Genomic DNA, 18,263 nt, shown 5'->3' with positions numbered 1-18,263 from the left:
CCGCGCGCAAAGTTGTCGCAGCGCCTATCGCGTCGCCGGCCTATCCACCTGAGAAATCGTGGATTTATCATCCGAGCTCGACAGCGAGGGCTGCTCGATCGCGCGGATGCCGGGCTCGTCGCGATGTGGCTGCCCATCTTCACGTTTTGTTGTACCGGACGCGGCCGCAACCGGCGTCGCGCTGTCGGCGGGAACAGCCATGACCGCGGCAAACGCATCGGCCTCGCCGTCGCCGAACAGATCATCACGCCCGGGTGAGCCGAGATCGCGCGCGGTCTTCGCAAGCGTCATGCGCAGCGCCTCCGGCTTGAGCGCGTAGTTGCGCTCGAGCAGCAGCGCCGCGACGCCGGAGACATAGGCCGCCGAGAACGAGGTTCCCGACGTCATCTGATATTTGCCTTCCGGCGCCGGCAGGAAGATGTCGACGCCCGGCGCCGCCAGCGCGATGTAGTTGCCGCGGTTGGAGGCGGTGAACAGCTTGTCCTGCTGGTCGGTCGCGCTGACCGCGATCACGTTGGGATTGGCGGCGGGATAGAGCGGCGGCGATTTCGCACCTGCATTGCCGGCAGCCGCGATCAGCACGAGGCCGCGCGCGGCGGTCGCCGCGATGGCCCGCTCGATCACGGCATCCTTCGGACCGGCGAAGCTCATATTGACGATCTGCGCGCCGTGCTCGGCGGCGTAGTTCAGCGAGCGCAGGATGATGTAGGACGAGCTCTCGGCGCCGCCCGTGGTGCCGCCGAAGGCGCGGATCGCGATGATGCGCGCCTCGGGCGCGCTGCCCATCAGCCGGGCATGCGCCACGATCGCCCCGGCGATGCCGGTGCCGTGAATATGCGGGCCCTCGGCGCTGCCGAGCGCGTCGAAATTGTCGGCGATGGAATTGGCGAGCTCGGGATGTTTGGCGTCGATGCCGGAGTCGATCACGGCAACCGTCACGTTGGCGCCGTGCGCCAGCGTGTGCGCCTGCGGGAGGCGAAGCTTTGTCAGCACATATTGCGCGGGATCGCCCTCGGTCGGCACGGAGGATTTCTGGTCCTGGAGCACGTAGCGGAAGTTGGGCTGGACCGAGCGCACGCTACCGTCGGCGGCGAATTCGCGCCGCACCGTCTCGGCGGGCCGGCCGTCGGTGATGCGGAACAGGCCGAAGGTCGCCCCGATCAGCGGGAAATTCTCGGACGCGACGCGCGCGAGGCCGTGGCGACGCGCGAGCTCGTCGGCTTCGGTCACCGATAGCGCGCCGTCGATCTCGGCGACGAATTCGCCTGCGAAGATGCGCTGGTTCAGGGCGACGGGCGTGTTGTTGCCGCGCCCCTTGCCCGCGCTCTTCTTGCCGGACTTGCCGGCGCCGTCACCGCCTGTATTTGGCTGCGCCAGGCATTCGCCGTCGGCGTCGCGGTACGGTGCCGTGCAGGACGGATACAGGTTCGGCGAGTAGCGCGCATAAGGCAGCACCGGCGCCGGCCCGATTCGGGGCGTAGAGATACGTGCGGTCGTCATCGTGCGCGGGCCGCGATCAATGCTCACCGCCCGCGCAGCGACGTTGGGAGAGATGGTCGGCGTGCGCGAGGGAACGCTGATCGTGGGCGTGCGCATGATCGCCTGCGCCTGCGCAACCTCGACGCCGAGACTGGCGGCGAGCAGGAGCGCGGCTCCGACCGACGAAGCGTAGGCCCCGGCTCGCGACTTACTCTCGGACTTGCGCGTCATCGGTTCAGCGGCGCCTTACGGCGCCGCGACGGCGAGGTTGACGAACTTCTCGCGCTGCATCCTGCCGAGCAGCGAGGCGAGTTCGTCCTGGCTCATCGCCTTGTCGAATTGGAGGCGGAACATGCCACCCTTGGCATCCCCGATGATCGAGGCCTGGTAGCTGTCGAGCAGCGCCGTGATGTCGGCGACCCGCGCCTCGGGCGTGAAGCGCACCAGCGCGCGCGCCGGCGCAACGGCAGCGCCAAGCTCGCGCGTGATCGGCGCGCTGGTCGAAAGCGAGGCGGTCTGGAAGGTCGTGGGCTGGGTCTTCATCAGCACCGCGCCGATGATGCCGGCCTGGAGCACGAGCGCGACTGCACCGAGGCTCGCCGACCAGGCCAGGGTCCGCGGCGACAGGCTCGCGAAGAAGGTCGCGATGCGCGCCGACAGCGGCAGCGATCCGGTCTCACGCGCCGGCTCGGCGTCGATCGCGCCGAACAGCTTCTGCATCGCGCGTGCCGACGGAGCCCCCAGGCTCTCGTTCAGATGGATGGTCTCTTCGTACTCGCCGCGGATCGCGGCATATTGTTTCGCGAGCTCGGGATCACGCGCCAGCGCGTCCTCGACGCGGCGGGCGTCGCGCGCGTTCAGCGTGCCGGCCGCGTGCCACGGCAGCAGCAGTTCAATCTCACTGGGCTCTTGCTCCAGCATCTTTTTGCTCAAAGCCATCATGGCCAGCCTCGCTCAACGCCGGCTGCCTTCAGCAGTTCGGCCAGTTTCTTGCGCGCATAGAACAAGCGCGTCTTTACAGTGTTCTCCGGTATCCCGACGATTTCGGCCACTTCTTCCACGGACTTCTCGTGGTAGTAGACGAGATCGACGATTTCCCGGTGTTCCGGCGAGAGGCCCGTCAGACACTCCCGCAACGCTTCACTGGTATCCTTCTTCTGCACCACCGTTTCCGGATTGTCGGACGTATCCTCAATCGCGTTCGCGGCGTCTTCGTCCAACTCAAAGTCCTTCCTGCGCCGGAGCGCCGAGAGGGCCTTGAATCGGGTAATGGCCAGCAGCCAAGTGGAAACTGCGGATCGACCCTCGAACTTGCCGGCTTGACGCCAGACGTCGAGAAACACCTCGCTGATGAGGTCTTCCGCCGCCTGCTCGTCCCGTACGAGCCTGAGGCCGAACCTGTAGACCCTGACATGGTGCCGCCCGTACAGCACCTGCATGGCAAGCCGGTCACCCTGAGCGATCCTGGCGATGAGGATCTCGTCCGAAGCCGCCTGTGTCACGCTCAAAGGCCGTCTCGCAAGGTTGGTCGGGTCGATGCAGCGGACGGTTCGACGGAAGGTGCAAAATTGTTCAACTTACCGCAGTCATACGGGAGCTTGTGTGATCTACCCCACATACGCGGATTTTTCCTGTCCCGCCCGTGCGGGTCGGCCGTTTGGATCCAGATCGGTAACATAATACTGCAACATTTCCCTGCGGAACGCCTGCCCGGTCACGGGCGGGCCGACCAAGTTCGGTTCCATAGCAGTCCTGCACGACGTATGTCTCACGAAGGCCTGCTTTGGCTCGACCGCATCGCAAACGATGCCTAATCGCCGGCAAATTCCCCCAGCGACCGACATCACCCTGTTCTGCGCTGCACGGTTCGGATTCGCTTTCAAAGGATACCAAACCTAAAGGCTTGCCACGTAGATTTTTGGGCTGACATCCACCATTGGCGGGACCATGAACACGGCCGCGACGTCCTTTCCGGAGAGGAATGCCGCTGAGGTCGCGGAACTCGTTCTCGCGCCCGAGGCGGCGGCCCCCGAAGTCCGCGAGCGCCGGGCCCGGCAGCGCCGCCAGATGTATGTCGGCCAGGTGGCGAGCTACTCGCTCGGCGCCTCGGTCCTGCTGATCTACGCCTATGACGGCACGATCTCGGTCGACATTGCCTCGCTGTTCTGGTTCGGCGGCCTCCTGATCATCGGCACGTTCACCGTGCTGTCGGAAGCCGGCATCGGCGACAGATTCACCGACCACTACCTCACCGTCTTCCAGATCTCGGCGCATATGGCGCTGCAATTCGTGTTCCTGCTGTCGGTCCCGACCATCGGCATCGCCTTCATCTGCGTGCTGTTCCTGATCTTCGCCTTCGGCACGCTGCGCATGACCTCGGCCCAGGCGATGATCACCTGGACGCTCGCGGCCATCGGCCTTGCCGCCGTCTTCCTCGCCTCCGACCTGCCGATCGGCATGCCCGTTGCTACCCGGCTGCAGCGGACCGCCTCGATGCTGTGCTTCGTGCTGGTGATCGGCCAGTGCGCCTTCCTCGGCCTGTTCGGCGCCACGCTGCGCAAGATCCTGTACCAGCGCAGCATCGAGCTGAAGGCTGCCTATCAGCGCATCGAGGAACTGGCCGAGCTCGACGAGCTGACCGGGTCCTACAACCGCCGCTGCATCATGCGACTGCTCGACGCCGAGATGGACAAGTCGCGGCGGGCATCGACATCTTGCGCGATCGCGCTGATCGATCTCGACTGGTTCAAGCGCATCAACGATGCCCACGGCCATCCCATCGGCGACGAGGTGCTGCGCACCTTCGCGATCACCATATTCGCCAACATCCGCCCGACCGACTGCTTCGGCCGCTACGGCGGCGAGGAATTCCTGCTGTTGCTGCCGGACACCGACGGCGAGGCGGCCTCGCGCATGCTCGAGCGCCTGCGCAGCATCGTCGCCGATCTCGACTGGAGCGCATTCTCCCCCGGCATGCGCGTGACGATTTCCGCGGGCGTCGTGACGCTGCGCGACGTTGATACTGCCGACACGTTTCTCGCGCGCGCCGACAGCGCGCTCTATTCAGCCAAGGCGCAAGGCCGCAACCGTATTGCAACGAACTGACCAACCCATTTTCTCCGGCACGTGAGAAGCCGCCGCCGGACCAAACGCTCCAGGACAGGGCAATGAAATCCAGATCCGCCAGACCATCCGAGAACCTGCTCGAGGAATTGCAGGCTGCGCTCTCGCACGGCACCGTTGTGCGCCGGGTCGAGGCGCTGCGCCGCGTCACCGATCTGTTCGTGGGCAATGCAGTGGATTACTCCGACGAGCACATCCGCGTGTTCGACGACGTATTCCAGTGCCTGATCGAACAGATCGAGACCTCGGCGAGGACGCTGCTCGCCGACCGCCTCGCACCGATCGCGGAGGCACCGCCGAAGATCATCCGCACGCTCGCGCTCGACGAGGTGATCGAGGTCGCAGGACCGGTGCTGTCGAAATCGGAACGGCTGGACGAGGCGACCCTGATCGAGATCGCGCGCACGCGGGGTCAGGCGCATCTGAAGGCGATCTCGCTGCGGCGGGTGCTGTCGGCAGCACTCACCGACGTGCTGGTGACGCGCGGCAACGAGGACGTCGTGCAATCGACCGTCGGCAATCCCGGCGCACAGCTCTCCGAGGACAGCCTCTCCGACCTCGTCATGCGGGCCGAGCGCGATGACGACCTCGCCACATGCATCGGCCTGCGGCCCGACCTGCCGCGCCATCACTACCTGAAGCTGGTCGCGAAGGCGTCCCTGAGCGTGCGCAGGAAGCTCGAGGCCGCGCATCCGGAGCTCGCGGACGAGGTGTCGAGCGTGGTCCAGGAAGCGGCCCAGCGGGTCCGCGCCGCGGCCATGACCCGGCAAACCGAGATAGCGCGCGCGCTGGTAAAGTCGCTCCACGAGGACGGCCGCCTCAACGAATTCCAGGTCACCGCCTTCGCCGAGCAAGGCAAGTTCGACGAGACCAATGCGGGCCTCGCGGCGCTCGCCGGCGTTGCGGTCGAGACCGCCGAGAACATGATGATCGAGAGCCGCACCGAGGGCGTGATGATCCTCGCCAAGGTCGCGGGCATGTCGTGGGCGAGCGTGCGCGCAATCATCGCCCTGCGCGAAAAGCTCTCGGGCGGCTCGCAGACCGACATGCTGACGCTGCGCGACACCTACGAGGCCCTGCGCTCATCGACCGCGCAGCAGGTGCTGCGTTTCCACCGCATGCAGCACGGCACGACGCCCGCGGCCTAATACCGCAACACCCTCGCCCCGAGCAGCGCTCCGATCGCGGCTACCAGCGCCGTCGCGATCGTGTACCAGGTCGCGACGAACAGCGGCGAGTCGTCGGTGCAGTGCGAGGCGTAGAGCGTCGCAGCGAGCCCGGCCGACACCAGGCCGGCGAGCGCACCGGCGAGCGCGGGGTGCGATGGCGCGCCGTGGCGCAGGCCGAACAGCGCCCCCGCCAGCAGCGGCAGCGACATCGCCGGGATCGCCAGCAGGCAAACCCTGGAGTTCTTGCCCATCAAGCGCATCGACATCGGCATGGCCGGCGCCATCATCGTCTCGCCGCCGATCGCGACCGCAAGAAGGCCGACGGGAAGCAGCAACAGCCAGCCCCAGCCGCGCAGCAAGGCCTCGGGCCGCGACAGATGCAGGCTGACGATGATCGCGGGGATCGCGAGCGACAGCGTCACGGCGAACTTCATGTCGAAGAACGGGTTGTGCATGGCACTCATCACGTCGGGCCGCACGCCGAGGAACGTCGCGAAGATCAGGATCGACAGCGGCGCGGCGACCAGGAGCGCCATGGTCAGCACGGCGCCGACGCGCGGGGTGCGATGGGCGTTGTCGGCCGCAAGCGAGCGAATGAGTTGATCGGTATCCATGACTAGTGGTCCCGCAGTTTGGCCGTGAGCGCCGCAAGTCCGCGATGCAGCGCGACCCGTACTGCGCCCTCGCTCATCGAAAACTTTGCCGCCGTGTCCTTGATCGACGCGCTGTCGACCGCGATCGACTGCAACACGTCGCGCTGGCGCTGCGGCAGCGTGTTGAGCTGCGCCGTGACCTCGCCCGCCGAAGCCGTCTCCTGCGGCGTCTCGCCCGGCAGGGTCTCGGCGAAATCATCGATGTTGACGAAGACCCGCCGGCCACGTCGTCTTAGCGCATCGATCAGCTTGTTGCGGGCGATCGCGAACAGCCAGGGTGCGAAGGGGGCTTCGCTGTCCCAGGTGTGCCGCTTCAGATGCACCGCCAACAGAATCTCCTGCACGATATCCTCGGCCTGGTCGGGAGGCTGGCCGGCCCGCGCCAGCCCGCGCCTCGCGGCAGCGCGCAGCACCGGCGTGACTGCCTTCAACAGGCGATGATACGCCGCATCATCGCCCGCCATGGCCGACCGCATCAGGCCGGTCCATTCGTCCTCACGTCCGCGCACCCGCGCCCTCATCATGCAATTCGGCCGCTCTTTCAATTTGTTACGCCGGCACCGGTACGATCACGGTTTCGTGATTGACGCTGTGCCACCGTCCAATGCGGCCGTGGAAATCCGCGACGGCTCATAACACCGATCGGTCCCGTTCGCATCCTGCGGCCGGCCCCGGAGGGGGCGGCTTGCCCCGTTTTTGCCCGGTCTAGCCCGAAGATTCCCATTTTTTGCCCCGCTATCGTCACGCCACGGCGTCTCTGTTCGGTCCGGGCATGGGTGGATTGGGGAGATCGTCAACATGATCAAAGCCAGCGGGCGCGCTGCCCTGATTCTTTTGGCCGGGCTTTTCCTGCTGTTCGGAGGCGCTGCACAGGCGGCGCCGAGTTCGGCTGCGAGCAGCCCATCGGACAGCGCAGGCAAACAGGCTGATGCAGTCCAGCCGAGCAAGCACCGGCGTCACTCTGCGCGCCGTACCAGCAGCAAGACGGCGCAGAAGTCCTCCGACGACAAGGCCGGCAAGACGGACGCTGCGGCAAAGACCGATGCGGCCAGGGCTGACAGCAAGGCCGACAACAAGGCTGGTGGCGATGTGCCGGCCTCGAGCCAGATGCCGCCGGAGGTCGCCAACGCTAAGGCTCAGCTCGCCGCCGCCGATACGCCGCCCGCGGCTGCGGCCTCCGCGATGACGGACCGCGCCAACGACAACGTCCAGGCAGCGGCCGATAATACCGCCGCCCCGAATGCCGAGAGCCAGGTGGTGGCGGCCGACCAGCTCAACGATCTCGACCGCGCCCTGCAACAGGACAGCCCGCCGGCGCAGAAGCAGAACGCGGTGATCGCCGCAACCGACGCGCAGCCGCGACCCGCGCCGGTGATGGCGAGCAGCCACCAGAGCTCGGCCTGGGACCAAAGCTCCCTGATCGGCAAGATCTTCATCGGCGTCGGCACGCTGCTGACCCTGGCCTCCGCCGCGCGGATGTTCATGGCCTGATTTCTTGGCCTGAGTTCTTGGCCTGATCTTTTGGCCTGATCTTTTGGCCCGACGGACCTCGCCCGGGACGCGCAGTTGGCTGCGCGTCCCGGGCGGCCTTGTTCCGGCAGCTTTTCAGGCCCCTTGAAGGCCACCGCGGCAGCAGGCACATTGCCCGCCCAATCAAAAGCGTGGGTGGAGCATGAGCACGTTCGAACACATCATCGTCGAAAGCCAAGGCGCGGTCGGCATCATCAAGCTGAACCGGCCGAAGATGCTCAATGCGCTCTCCTTCGGCGTCTTCCGCGAGATTGCGGCCGCCGTCGACGATCTCGAGGGCGATGATGCCATCGGCTGCATCGTCGTGACCGGCAGCGAGAAGGCCTTTGCCGCCGGCGCCGACATCAAGGAGATGCAGCCGAAGGGCTTCATCGACATGTTCTCCGAGGATTTCGCCGCGATCGGCGGCGACCGCGTTGCGCGCTGCCGCAAGCCGACCATCGCCGCTGTTGCGGGCTACGCGCTCGGCGGCGGCTGCGAGCTCGCCATGATGTGCGACTTCATCATCGCCGCCGACACCGCCAAGTTCGGCCAGCCCGAAATCACGCTCGGCACCATTCCCGGCATCGGCGGCACCCAGCGCCTGACCCGCGCGATCGGCAAGTCCAAGGCGATGGACCTCTGCCTCACCGGCCGCATGATGGATGCGGCGGAAGCCGAGCGAAGCGGCCTCGTCAGCCGCATCGTGCCCGCCGACAAGCTCATGGACGAGGTGATGGCGGCCGCCGAAAAGATCGCGTCGATGTCACGGCCCGCCGTCGCCATGGCCAAGGAAGCGGTGAACCGCGCCTTCGAGACCACGCTCGCCGAGGGCATGAGCGTCGAGCGCAACCTGTTCCACTCGACCTTCGCGCTGGAAGACCGCTCCGAGGGCATGGCCGCGTTCATCGAGAAGCGCAAGCCGGTGAACAAGAACCGCTGAGGCGGCACCTGGTCAGGCCGGTGTAAGGCTCTGACGCTTTCCCGCACAACCCCTGTGACGCGCCTGCAACAAGCACGGAATACATGGGGGTTTTCCCCGCGGCAGTTTGCCTGCGGGACCCCGGCTGGTTAAACAGTTAAGAGGCCACCGTCGGCGGGGGCGGACAGCCGGGGTTTAGCGGGATTACATGATTGGGCGTGCCGCCAGAGCTGGTCGCGTGATGACGCGGCATCGATCGGGCGTGGGTCCTGTGCTCGCGACATGGACCGCGCTGGCGCTCTGTTGCGCCCTGCCCTCGGCCGCCGGGGCCGAAGCCCTGCCGGAGGCGCTGGCCAAGGCCTACCAGACCAACCCGCAGCTCAATGCCGAGCGCGCGCGGCAGCGTGCGACCGATGAGAACGTGCCGCAGGCGCTCGCCGGCTACCGGCCGCAACTCGTTGCAAGCCTCAGCGCCGGCTTGCAATCGGTACGCAACCTGTTGCCCAACAATACGATCCAGACCGCCAATCTGACGCCATGGGTCATCGGCGTCACCGTGACGCAGACCCTGTTCAACGGCTTCCGCACCGCCAATAACGTGCGGGCCGCCGAGCTCCAGGTGCAGTCGGGCCGCGAGGCGCTGCGCAATGTCGGCCAGGGCGTGCTGCTCGACGCGGTCACCGCCTACACCAATGTGCTGGCGAATCAGTCGCTGGTGGAGGCGCAGCGCTCCAACGTCGCCTTCCTGCGCGAGACGCTTTCCGTCACCCAGCGCCGCCTCAACGCCGGCGACGTCACGCCGACCGACACCGCGCAGGCCGAGGCCCGTCTCAACCGCGGGCTCTCCGACCTCAATGCCGCCGAAGTCGCGCTCGCGGTGAGCCAGGCAATATACGCGCAGGTGATCGGCAATGCGCCATCGCAGCTTCGGGCCGCCGAAGTGGTCGACCGCTATCTGCCGAAGAGCCGCGAGGATGCGCTGACAATGGCGATCCGCCAGCATCCAGCCGTGATGGCGGCAGGCTTCGACGTCGATGTCGCCTCCACCAACATCCGCGTCGCGGAAGGCGCCCTGCTGCCGAGCGCCAGCATCCAGGGCAGCGCCAGCAAAAGCCGCAACAACGACCCCACACTCGGCACCTTCGCAGAGGACCAGGCCTCGATCGTCGCCAACGTCACCGCGCCGATCTATGACGGCGGCCAGGCCGCCGCGCAGACCCGGCAGGCCAAGGAGATCACCGCTCAGAGCCGGCTCGTGCTCGACCAGGTGCGCAATCAGGCTCGCACCGCGGCGGTCAGCGCCTGGGTTGCGAACGAAGGCGCCAAGATCGCGGTCTCGGCCTCCGAGTCCGAAGTGAAGGCGGCGACCGTCGCGCTCCAGGGCGTGCAGCGCGAGGCCGCCGGCGGACAGCGCACGACGGTGGACGTGCTGAACTCGCAGGCCGATCTGATCCAGGCCAAGGCCCGTCTGATCGGCGCGCTGCGCGACCGCGTGATCGCCTCCTACACGCTACTCAGCGCCGTCGGCCATCTCGACGTCAAGACCTTGAGCCTGAACACGCCGGACTACCTGCCGGAGGTGCACTACCAGCAGGTCCGCGACGCCTGGCACGGCCTGCGCACGCCGTCGGGGCAGTAGTTTCAATCTTTTGGCCCGGTGCCATGAAGAGCCGCCGCATCCATCTGATGGGAGCTTCGGGGTCCGGCGTGACGACGCTCGGCCGCGCGCTCGCCGGGCGGCTTGCGCTTCCGCATCACGACAGCGATGATTATTTCTGGCTGCCGACCGCGCCGCCCTACCAGACGACGCGCCCCGGCGCGGAGCGCCTGCGCCTGATGCGCGAGATGTTTCTGCCGCGTCTCGATTGGGTGCTCAGCGGATCGGTCACCGGCTGGGGCGAGGAACTCGCTCCGTTGTTCGATCTCGTCGTCTTCGTCACCGCACCGCGAAGCGGAGCGATTGCCGGGCTGATGTGATACTGTCCCGGTCCAACCTCCAAATAACGAAGCAGGGAGAGAAACCATGCTCGACCGACGCAGCGTCCTGCTTGCCTCACTTGCCGCCGGAGTAGCCATGACCAGCAAAGCCCACGCCCGCGCGTCGCAGCCCGCGACGCCGGTCAATTTCGACGTTCCGGCGCATGCCTGCGACTGCCACACCCACATCCATGGCGATCCCGAAAAGTTTCCGTTCTTCGCAGGCCGCGTCTATACGCCGGAGCTGGCGAGCCCTGAAGAAATGGCCGCGCTGCACAAGGCGCTGCATATCGAGCGCGTGGTGATCGTGACGCCGAGCGTCTACGGCACCGACAACTCCTCCACTCTGTTCGGCATGAAGGCGCGTGGCGGGACCGCGCGCGGGGTCGCCGTGATCGACGACAAGACGACCGAAGCGCAGCTCGACGCGATGCAGCAGGAAGGCTTCCGCGGCATCCGCATCAACCTTGCGACCGGCGGCATCAGCGATCCCAATGTCGGCCGGGCCCGCTTCACTGCGGCCGTCGAGCGCATGAAGGCGCGCGGCTGGCACGTGCAGCTCTACACCACGCTGCCGATGATCTCGGCGATCAAGGACCTGGTGCTGGCCGCGCCCGTGCCCGCGGTGTTCGATCATTTCGGCGGCCTCGAGGCTTCGCTCGGGCTGGAGCAGCCGGGATTTTCCGACCTGGTCGCGCTCGTCAAATCCGGCAAGGTCTATGTGAAGATCTCCGGCGCCTATCGCTCGTCAAAACTCGCGCCGGACTATCAGGACATGGTGCCCTTTGCGCGCGCGCTGATCGAGGCCAATCCGGATCGCATCGTCTGGGGCACCGACTGGCCGCATCCGGATTCGAGCCATGTCGAGGGACGGAAAGCCACCGACATCGCGCCTCTCTACCAGATCGATGACGGCCGCCTGCTCAACCAGCTTCCGGTGTGGGCACCGGATGCGGATGTGCGCAAAAAGATCCTGGTCGACAATCCGGGGCGGCTCTACGGATTCTGAGTCGCGACGGCCGCCCGCGATCAGCGCGCACGGCGGGAGAAGAAGGAGATCAGGACCGGTAAGGTCACCAGGATCACGACCGGCGCCAGCATCATGCCGGTGACGACGACGACCGCGAGCGGCTTCTGCACCTGCGATCCGATGCCCTCCGACAGGGCAGCGGGCAAGAGGCCGACGCCGGCGACGACGCAGGTCATCAGCACGGGCCGAAGCTGAAGCTCGCCGGTGCGGATCACCGCGCTCACGCGGTCCATGCCTTCCTCGATGAGCTGGTTGAACTGCGACAGGATGATGATGCCATCCATGACCGCGATGCCGAACAGCGCGATGAAGCCGATCGCCGCAGAGACGCTGAACGCCGTGCCGGTGATCAACAGCCCGAGCACGCCGCCGAAGATCGCCATCGGGATCACGCTCATCGCGAGCAGCGTGTCGGTCATCGAGCCGAAATTGAACCAGAGCAGGACGCCGATCAGCGCCAGCGAAATCGGCACCACGATCGACAGGCGCCGGATCGCGTCCTGGAGATTGCCGAACTCGCCGACCCAGTCCATGTGCGAGCCGGGCGGCAGTTGCACCTGGTCGGCGATCTTCTGCTGCGCCTCGCGGATCGCGCTGCCGAGATCGCGCTCGCGGACCGAGAACTTGATCGGCAGGTAGCGCTCCTGCTGCTCGCGGTAGATGTAGGCCGCGCCCGAGACGAGGCTGATGCTGGCGACCTCGCTCAACGGGATCTGCGTGACGGTGCCGTTCGGCCCCGGCGCACCGATCCGCAAATTCTGGATCGCCTCTGCGCTCCGGCGGTATTCCGGCGCAAGCCGAACGATGATCGGGAAATGGCGGTCGCTTCCGGGCTCGTAGAGATCGCCCGCGGTGTCGCCGCCAATCGCGACCTTGATGGTGGCGTTGATGTCGCCCGGTGCGAGGCCGTAGCGCGCGGCCTTGGCGCGGTCGATGTCGATCTGGATGGTCGGCTGCCCGAGCGAGGTGAACACCGCAAGGTCGGTGACACCCTGCACCGTCGACAGCACCTGCTTGATCTTGTTGGCGGTGTCGGTAAGCGCCTGCAGATCGCTGCCGAACAGCTTGATCGAGTTCTCGCCCTTCACGCCGGAGACGGCCTCGGAGACGTTGTCCTGGAGATATTGCGAGAAGTTGAACTCGACGCCGGGGAAGCGGTCGTCGAGCTGCTTGAGCAGTTGCGCGGTCAGCTCTTCCTTGTCGCGCGTGCCGGGCCATTGGCTCACGGGCTTGAGCGGCGCGAAGAACTCGGCGTTGAAGAAGCCGGCCGCGTCGGTGCCGTCGTCGGGACGGCCGTGCTGCGACACCACCGATTCCACCTCGGGCCGGGCGCGGATCACCTTGCGCATCTCGTTGACGTAGGTGTTGCCTTCCTGGAGCGAGATGGTCGGCGGCAGCGTGGCGCGGATCCAGAGATTGCCCTCTTCCAGCTTGGGCAGGAATTCGAGGCCGAGCAGCCGGCTGAGCGCCACCGTCATCAGCACGAGGCCGACCGCACCGCCGAGCATGATGCCGCGATTGGCGACGGCCCAATGCAGCACCGGCATGTAGATCCGGTGCAGGATCAACATGACTTTGGTCTCGGTTTCCTCGACATGCGCGGGCAGGATGATCGCGGACAGCGCCGGCGTCACCGTGAAGGTGGCCAGCAGCCCGCCGGCAAGCGCATAGGCATAGGTGCGCGCCATCGGTCCGAAGATGTTGCCTTCGACGCCGGAGAGCGTGAACAGCGGCAGGAAGGCCGCGATAATGATGGCGGCGGCGAAGAAGATCGAGCGCGACACGTCGGCCGCGGCGCTGAGGATGGCGTGGCTCTTCATGCCGAACAGCGTCTCGGACGACATGTGCTCGGATTCGGACACCGGGGTCGTCTGCGTCAGGCGGCGGAAGATCGCCTCCACCATGATGACGGTGGCATCGACGATCAGGCCGAAATCGATCGCGCCGACCGACAGCAGGTTCGCCGATTCGCCGCGCAGCACCAGGATGATCACCGCGAAGAACAGCGCGAACGGAATGGTGGCGCCGACGATCAGCGCGCTACGCAGGTCGCCGAGGAAGATCCACTGCAACAGCACGATCAGCAGAATGCCGACCACCATGTTGTGCAGCACGGTGTGGGTGGTGAGCTCAATCAGGTCGCCGCGGTCGTAGATGCGCTCGATGCGCACGCCGGGCGGCAGGATGCTGGAGTTGTTGATGGTTTGAACGAGCTGGTGAACGCGCTTGATGGTTGGCGAGCTCTGCTCGCCGCGGCGCATCAGGACGATGCCCTGCACGATGTCGTCGGCATCGTCGATGCCGGCAATACCGAGGCGAGGCCTCTGCCCGACTGTGACTGTGGCGACGTCCTTGACCAGCACCGGGTTGCCGTTGGTCTGCGAGACCATGGTGTTGGCAAGGTCGTCGATCGAACGTATCAGGCCGACGCCGCGCACCACGGCCGATTGCTGGCCGATATTGACGGTGTTGCCGCCGACATTGACGTTCGCATTGCCGACCGCCTGGAGCAGTTGCGGCAGCGTCAGGCCGTTGGCGACGAGCTTGTTGAAATCGACCTGGAGCTCGTAGGTCTTGCTCTTGCCGCCCCACCCGGTGACGTCGATGACGCCCGGCACGGCGCGGAAGCGGCGCTGCAGGATCCAGTCCTGGATGGTCTTGAGGTCGAGCACGCTGTAGTTCGGCGGGCCGACCAGGCGGTAGCGGAAGATCTCGCCGATCGGGCTGAGCGGCGAGATCTGCGGCTGCACATTGCCCGGCAGCGGCGCGAGCTGCGCCAGGCGGTTCAAGACCTGCTGCAACGCCTCGTCGTAGGTGTAGGCGAAGGAGAACTGGAGCTTGATGTCGGAGAGGCCGTAGAGCGAGATGGTGCGGATGGTCGTGAGGTTCTTCAGACCCGCGACCTGGGTCTCGATCGGGATCGTGATGTAACGCTCGATTTCCTCGGCCGACAGGCCCGGGCTCTGCGTCACGATGTCGACCATCGGCGGGGTCGGGTCGGGATAGGCCTCGATATTGAGCTGGTTGAACGCGATCAAGCCGCCGATCAGCACGGCAACGAACATGCCGACCATCAGGTAGCGCCGGTTGACGGCAAGGGCGACGAGACGATCCATTCAGGTCTTCAGTTTGTTTTCAGTTTTTGGGTCGTCGATCAGCTGCCGGACGCCGCGCGGTCGATGAACAGGCTGCCCTTGGTGACGATCTGCTCGCCGGGTTGCAGGTTGCTCGTGACTTCGACGAGGTTGCCGTTGATCAGGCCGATCTTGATCTGGCGCAGCTCGACCGACTTGTCTTCGCGCGCCACCCAGATGCGAACCTTGTCGGCCTCATAGATCAACGCCTGTTTCGGCACCGCAGGTGCCGCGCGGTCGCCGGCCGAATAGATCGTGACGTTGGCGAACATTTCCGGCTTGAGCGCGCCGTCCTTGTTGTCGATGGTGGCGCGAACCAGCAGACGGCGGGTGCTGGGATCGATCGCGGCGGCGACGTAGTTGATCTTGGCGGTCAGCGGCCGGCCCGGCAGCGCTATCACGTTGACGGTGATGTCCTGCCCGATGCACACCGCGGCCGCATCGCTCTCGCGCACGAAGGCGGTGAGCCAGACCGTGGAAAGGTCGCCGATCACGAAGACCGGATCGCTGGCGCCGGAATTGACGTACTGGCCCGGGCCGATCTTGCGCTGCACGACCGTGCCGGAGATCGGCGAGTAGATCGTGATCTCCCGATCGATGACGCCCTTGTCCTGGAACGCCTTGATGGTTTCGTCGGTGAAGCCGAGAATCCGCAGCTTGTTGCGTGCGGCTTCCAGCGCCGTCGCCGAGGAGCGCATGTCGTTCTGCGCCTGGACCTGGGTGGCTTCCGCCTGCTGATAGTCCTTCAGCGGAATCGCGTGGCCCTCATAGAGATCCTTGGCCCGCTTGAACTGGATGTCGGCAAGATCGATCGCCGACTTCGCCTTGTTCTGCGAGGTCATCGCCGCAATGAAATCGTTCTGGGCCTGCACGGTGTCGGCGGCCTCGATCGTGAACAGCGGTTGACCTTGCTTCAGCATCTCGCCGGGCTTGGCGAGCAGCTTGGTGACCCGGCCCGCATAGGGCGAGAACACCGGCGTCGAGCGGTCCTCGTCGACCGCGACCTTGCCCTCGGTGACATATTCGGCCCGGAAGGTCTTGGCCTTGACCGGCTCGATCGTCAGGGTCGCCCATTCGGACGGGGTCGGCGTGAAATTCTGCGCATTCCTGCGCGACTGGCTGGAGACCTCGGAATGACTTTTTTCCTTGGCCCCCGCATAGAGGAAGCCGTAGGCACCGGCGCCGGCGAGTGCCAGTAAAACTACGGATGAGATCACCCGCTGTTTTGTAAGCACCTGCAATCGCTTGGTATTTTCAACTACCATGGGGCCCGGTCATGTCTGCGACGATCTCGGCAAACAATTGCCTCATCGGTCGCGCTAATAGTGCCGAATTCAGATTTCAAACAACCTAAAAAACGCCCGGCACCTTTCCGTTTGCGTTAAAATTTTGCGACGCGTCAGCTCCAAGTAAGCCAAGTAAGCTCAGTGTCAGCTTCTCGCCGGCCACTGTGCCGGATGACTGCCGAGCGGCATCGCCGGACGGCTCCATTGCGCCGGCGTTCTCGACAGCAGCGCCGAATGGCGCACCGCTTTCAACGTGCCGAAGCCAGATGGCATGCTCTCGATGAACGCTGCATGTACAGCCTCGCCCGTAAGATCCGGGGTGTCCAGTCCGCCGTCGAGCCTGCCGAGATTCCACAACCAGCGGCCGGTCTGCGCCAGCGACACGCGCACGTGCCAGCTGCCGCCTTCGCGGGCCTGGCGCGCCCTGGCCATCATCGCGCCGAACGCCATGAGATAGCCGGTGGCGTGATCGAGTATCTGTGCCGGCAATTCCTTGGGACCGTCGATGCCGGCGGCCTTCCCCTCGGCATGGTTGAAGCCGGTGGTGGTTTGCACCAGAGAGTCGAAGCCGCGCCGCTCGGCCCAGGGTCCGGCATGACCGTAGGCTGACAAAGTCACGTAGACGATGCCGGGATTGATCTCCGCTGCCTCCTCGGGCGAGAAACCCAGACCTGCGAGCGCGTGCGGGCGATAGCCTTGCGAGAAGATGTCGACATCCTTCAACAGCGCACGCATCTGCGCCCTGCCCGCCTCGCTCTTCAGCTCGATGAAGGTGGTGAGCTTGCCGCGGCCGGTGTCGATGGTGAGCCAGGGAATGGCGGGCAACTCAGGCCCCGAGACCAGGAGCACATCCGCACCGTGCGCGGCGAGCGTGCGGCCGGCGACGGGGCCCGCGATGACGCGGGAGAGATCGAGCACGCGGAGGCCGGCGAGCGGGCGATCGCCTTCAGGCCACGGCTTCGGCGGGGCCTCGCCGATCTTCTCGATCGAGATCAGCGGCAGTTCGGCGAGCGCATGCGCTTGCGGCAGCGCCGACCATTCGTCGTGGGTGCGCATCAGGGCAACCACGCCGCCGGCGGCGTAGGCCGCGGTTTCGAAATCCTCGCCCTTCCACCGCATCAACGCGGCCTGCACCTTCTCGCGCTCCGCCTCGCAAGCCAGCACCTTGCAGACCGCGTCGCGGTGATGTGGAAAGTTGGTGTGGCAGCGGACGAAGCGGCCATCGCCTGTGCTGTAGACGCCGGCGATGGCGTCCCTGGCCGGTGGCGGCGGCTTGTCGTCGAGCCGCAAATAGCGCTCGGAACGGCATTCGGCCACGGCATGGCGCATGTCGACATGGACGTCCTGCACCTCGCCGCTGCGCAATCGCGTGATTTCGGCGGCAGCAAGGCCCGCGGCAGCGATTGTGGTTTGGCCGGCGACAGCGACACGAAACGAGGACGGGATCTGCGGCTCTTCGCCGGTCAGTCGCACGCGTGCAAGCGCGGCCTTATCGCCGCCGGCGGAGGTCCAGATGCCCTCGAGAATATCGGCAGGGCTTTGCATGGCCGCTTCTCTCCCTTTCGGGTTGTTGTTTTGCGTACGATCCTTCCGGAAAACCGCTGCGCACTTTTCCGGATCATGCTGTACTTTTCGCGACCATGTCATGATCGCAGAAAGGAATGCAATGGCCGCCATCGATCCCGTTACCGCCGGCGCCGTGTTCATCGCAACGGCGGCCACCGACGCGGTCTATGTCATGTTCACCTCCGCCGTGATCGCGCGCAAGCGCGTGCCAGCGGCGAACTGGAGCGCGGTCTGGTACCTGCTCTCCTCCTACGCGGTGATCAGCTACACCGAAAACGCCTTCTATGTCGCTTTCGCGGCGCTCGGCTCCTGGGCCGGCGCCTACGTCTCGCTGACTTACTTGCACCGCCCGCCCGGCGGCCCGCCGGTGGGGGCGGCACCGGAGTGAGGTCGTCGCCGCAGGCGAAGCAACTAA

15 protein-coding genes and 1 pseudogene are annotated in these 18,263 nt (G+C 65.9%); 8 read left to right on the top strand and 8 right to left on the bottom strand.

Features of this window, described 5'->3' with window-relative positions:
• Window positions 1-24 precede the first annotated feature (24 nt).
• From BJA_RS15080 to BJA_RS15070, 3 genes are read right to left on the bottom strand one after another with little or no spacing between them, the layout of a single operon-like run.
• Entirely contained in the window at window positions 25-1,710 is a 1,686-nt protein-coding gene (locus BJA_RS15080) for a S8 family serine peptidase (protein ID WP_011085828.1), read from the bottom strand.
• A 15-nt stretch (window positions 1,711-1,725) separates the two neighbouring features.
• The gene (locus tag BJA_RS15075) at window positions 1,726-2,421 is read right to left on the bottom strand and encodes a hypothetical protein (RefSeq protein WP_011085827.1); all 696 of its coding nucleotides are present in this window, start codon (window positions 2,419-2,421) and stop codon (window positions 1,726-1,728) included.
• Complete coding sequence (locus tag BJA_RS15070) at window positions 2,418-2,987, bottom strand: sigma-70 family RNA polymerase sigma factor (RefSeq protein WP_038965738.1); 570 nt, start codon at window positions 2,985-2,987, stop codon at window positions 2,418-2,420. The genes BJA_RS15075 and BJA_RS15070 overlap by 4 nt, the downstream gene beginning before the upstream one ends.
• A gap of 439 nt (window positions 2,988-3,426) precedes the next feature.
• Between BJA_RS15070 and BJA_RS15065 the strand changes: the two genes are divergently transcribed.
• Together BJA_RS15065 and BJA_RS15060 are read left to right on the top strand one after the other, a co-directional pair.
• Complete coding sequence (locus BJA_RS15065) at window positions 3,427-4,584, top strand: GGDEF domain-containing protein (RefSeq protein ID WP_011085825.1); 1,158 nt, start codon at window positions 3,427-3,429, stop codon at window positions 4,582-4,584.
• Between the two features lie 62 nt (window positions 4,585-4,646).
• Window positions 4,647-5,750 (top strand): DUF2336 domain-containing protein, encoded by a 1,104-nt coding sequence (locus BJA_RS15060; RefSeq protein WP_011085824.1) that lies wholly within the window; start codon window positions 4,647-4,649, stop codon window positions 5,748-5,750.
• Here the strand turns inward: BJA_RS15060 and BJA_RS15055 are convergent.
• Window positions 5,747-6,385 carry an NrsF family protein gene (locus BJA_RS15055; RefSeq protein ID WP_011085823.1) on the bottom strand — a complete coding sequence of 213 codons (639 nt, stop codon included), beginning with the start codon at window positions 6,383-6,385 and terminating at the stop codon, window positions 5,747-5,749. The two genes, BJA_RS15060 and BJA_RS15055, sit on opposite strands and share 4 nt — an antisense overlap.
• 2 nt (window positions 6,386-6,387) lie before the next feature.
• Window positions 6,388-6,933: a sigma-70 family RNA polymerase sigma factor gene (locus BJA_RS15050; RefSeq protein WP_028172304.1), complete on the bottom strand. Its 546-nt coding sequence runs from the start codon at window positions 6,931-6,933 to the stop codon at window positions 6,388-6,390.
• 289 nt (window positions 6,934-7,222) lie between these two features.
• On the opposite strand from BJA_RS15050, the gene BJA_RS15045 reads away from it, so the two are divergent.
• The 5 genes and pseudogenes from BJA_RS15045 (at window position 7,223) to BJA_RS15025 (ending at window position 11,841) form a co-directional block, all read left to right on the top strand.
• Window positions 7,223-7,915, top strand: coding sequence for a hypothetical protein (locus BJA_RS15045; RefSeq protein WP_011085821.1), 693 nt, complete (start codon window positions 7,223-7,225; stop codon window positions 7,913-7,915).
• A 181-nt stretch (window positions 7,916-8,096) separates the two neighbouring features.
• Window positions 8,097-8,876, top strand: coding sequence for an enoyl-CoA hydratase (locus tag BJA_RS15040; RefSeq protein WP_011085820.1), 780 nt, complete (start codon window positions 8,097-8,099; stop codon window positions 8,874-8,876).
• A gap of 187 nt (window positions 8,877-9,063) precedes the next feature.
• Window positions 9,064-10,494 carry a TolC family outer membrane protein gene (locus tag BJA_RS15035; protein WP_011085819.1) on the top strand — a complete coding sequence of 477 codons (1,431 nt, stop codon included), beginning with the start codon at window positions 9,064-9,066 and terminating at the stop codon, window positions 10,492-10,494.
• Between the two features lie 23 nt (window positions 10,495-10,517).
• Window positions 10,518-10,805, top strand: a pseudogene (locus BJA_RS15030) (hypothetical protein); the annotation flags it as partial.
• Window positions 10,806-10,878: 73 nt separating this feature from the next.
• On the top strand, window positions 10,879-11,841 hold the full coding sequence (locus BJA_RS15025; RefSeq protein WP_011085817.1) for an amidohydrolase family protein: 963 nt from the start codon (window positions 10,879-10,881) through the stop codon (window positions 11,839-11,841).
• Between the two features lie 20 nt (window positions 11,842-11,861).
• Here BJA_RS15025 and BJA_RS15020 read toward each other — a convergent pair whose 3' ends face one another.
• The 3 genes from BJA_RS15020 to BJA_RS15010 form a co-directional block, all read right to left on the bottom strand.
• Window positions 11,862-14,978 carry an efflux RND transporter permease subunit gene (locus tag BJA_RS15020; RefSeq protein WP_011085816.1) on the bottom strand — a complete coding sequence of 1,039 codons (3,117 nt, stop codon included), beginning with the start codon at window positions 14,976-14,978 and terminating at the stop codon, window positions 11,862-11,864.
• Between the two features lie 38 nt (window positions 14,979-15,016).
• Window positions 15,017-16,261: an efflux RND transporter periplasmic adaptor subunit gene (locus BJA_RS15015; RefSeq protein WP_011085815.1), complete on the bottom strand. Its 1,245-nt coding sequence runs from the start codon at window positions 16,259-16,261 to the stop codon at window positions 15,017-15,019.
• A gap of 165 nt (window positions 16,262-16,426) precedes the next feature.
• Window positions 16,427-17,827, bottom strand: a complete 1,401-nt coding sequence (locus tag BJA_RS15010) for a CoA transferase (protein ID WP_038965744.1) — start codon at window positions 17,825-17,827, stop codon at window positions 16,427-16,429.
• A 121-nt stretch (window positions 17,828-17,948) separates the two neighbouring features.
• On the opposite strand from BJA_RS15010, the gene BJA_RS15005 reads away from it, so the two are divergent.
• Window positions 17,949-18,236 (top strand): hypothetical protein, encoded by a 288-nt coding sequence (locus BJA_RS15005; protein WP_011085813.1) that lies wholly within the window; start codon window positions 17,949-17,951, stop codon window positions 18,234-18,236.
• Window positions 18,237-18,263 lie beyond the last annotated feature (27 nt).

Origin of the sequence: Bradyrhizobium diazoefficiens USDA 110, assembly GCF_000011365.1 — a bacterium.
Lineage (GTDB): Bacteria > Pseudomonadota > Alphaproteobacteria > Rhizobiales > Xanthobacteraceae > Bradyrhizobium > Bradyrhizobium diazoefficiens.
This window is presented reverse-complemented; position numbering and strand designations above follow the sequence as displayed.

What these genes read in the sequence shown, in the direction of transcription:
- BJA_RS15080 (WP_011085828.1), bottom strand. Translation starts at nt 1,710, where the DNA reads ATGACGCGCAAGTCCGAGAGTAAGTCGCGAGCCGGGGCCTACGCTTCG.
- BJA_RS15075 (WP_011085827.1), bottom strand. Translation starts at nt 2,421, where the DNA reads ATGATGGCTTTGAGCAAAAAGATGCTGGAGCAAGAGCCCAGTGAGATT.
- BJA_RS15065 (WP_011085825.1), top strand. Translation starts at nt 3,427, where the DNA reads ATGAACACGGCCGCGACGTCCTTTCCGGAGAGGAATGCCGCTGAGGTC.
- BJA_RS15060 (WP_011085824.1), top strand. Translation starts at nt 4,647, where the DNA reads ATGAAATCCAGATCCGCCAGACCATCCGAGAACCTGCTCGAGGAATTG.
- BJA_RS15055 (WP_011085823.1), bottom strand. Translation starts at nt 6,385, where the DNA reads ATGGATACCGATCAACTCATTCGCTCGCTTGCGGCCGACAACGCCCAT.
- BJA_RS15045 (WP_011085821.1), top strand. Translation starts at nt 7,223, where the DNA reads ATGATCAAAGCCAGCGGGCGCGCTGCCCTGATTCTTTTGGCCGGGCTT.
- BJA_RS15040 (WP_011085820.1), top strand. Translation starts at nt 8,097, where the DNA reads ATGAGCACGTTCGAACACATCATCGTCGAAAGCCAAGGCGCGGTCGGC.
- BJA_RS15035 (WP_011085819.1), top strand. Translation starts at nt 9,064, where the DNA reads ATGATTGGGCGTGCCGCCAGAGCTGGTCGCGTGATGACGCGGCATCGA.
- BJA_RS15025 (WP_011085817.1), top strand. Translation starts at nt 10,879, where the DNA reads ATGCTCGACCGACGCAGCGTCCTGCTTGCCTCACTTGCCGCCGGAGTA.
- BJA_RS15020 (WP_011085816.1), bottom strand. Translation starts at nt 14,978, where the DNA reads ATGGATCGTCTCGTCGCCCTTGCCGTCAACCGGCGCTACCTGATGGTC.
- BJA_RS15015 (WP_011085815.1), bottom strand. Translation starts at nt 16,261, where the DNA reads ATGGTAGTTGAAAATACCAAGCGATTGCAGGTGCTTACAAAACAGCGG.
- BJA_RS15010 (WP_038965744.1), bottom strand. Translation starts at nt 17,827, where the DNA reads ATGCAAAGCCCTGCCGATATTCTCGAGGGCATCTGGACCTCCGCCGGC.
- BJA_RS15005 (WP_011085813.1), top strand. Translation starts at nt 17,949, where the DNA reads ATGGCCGCCATCGATCCCGTTACCGCCGGCGCCGTGTTCATCGCAACG.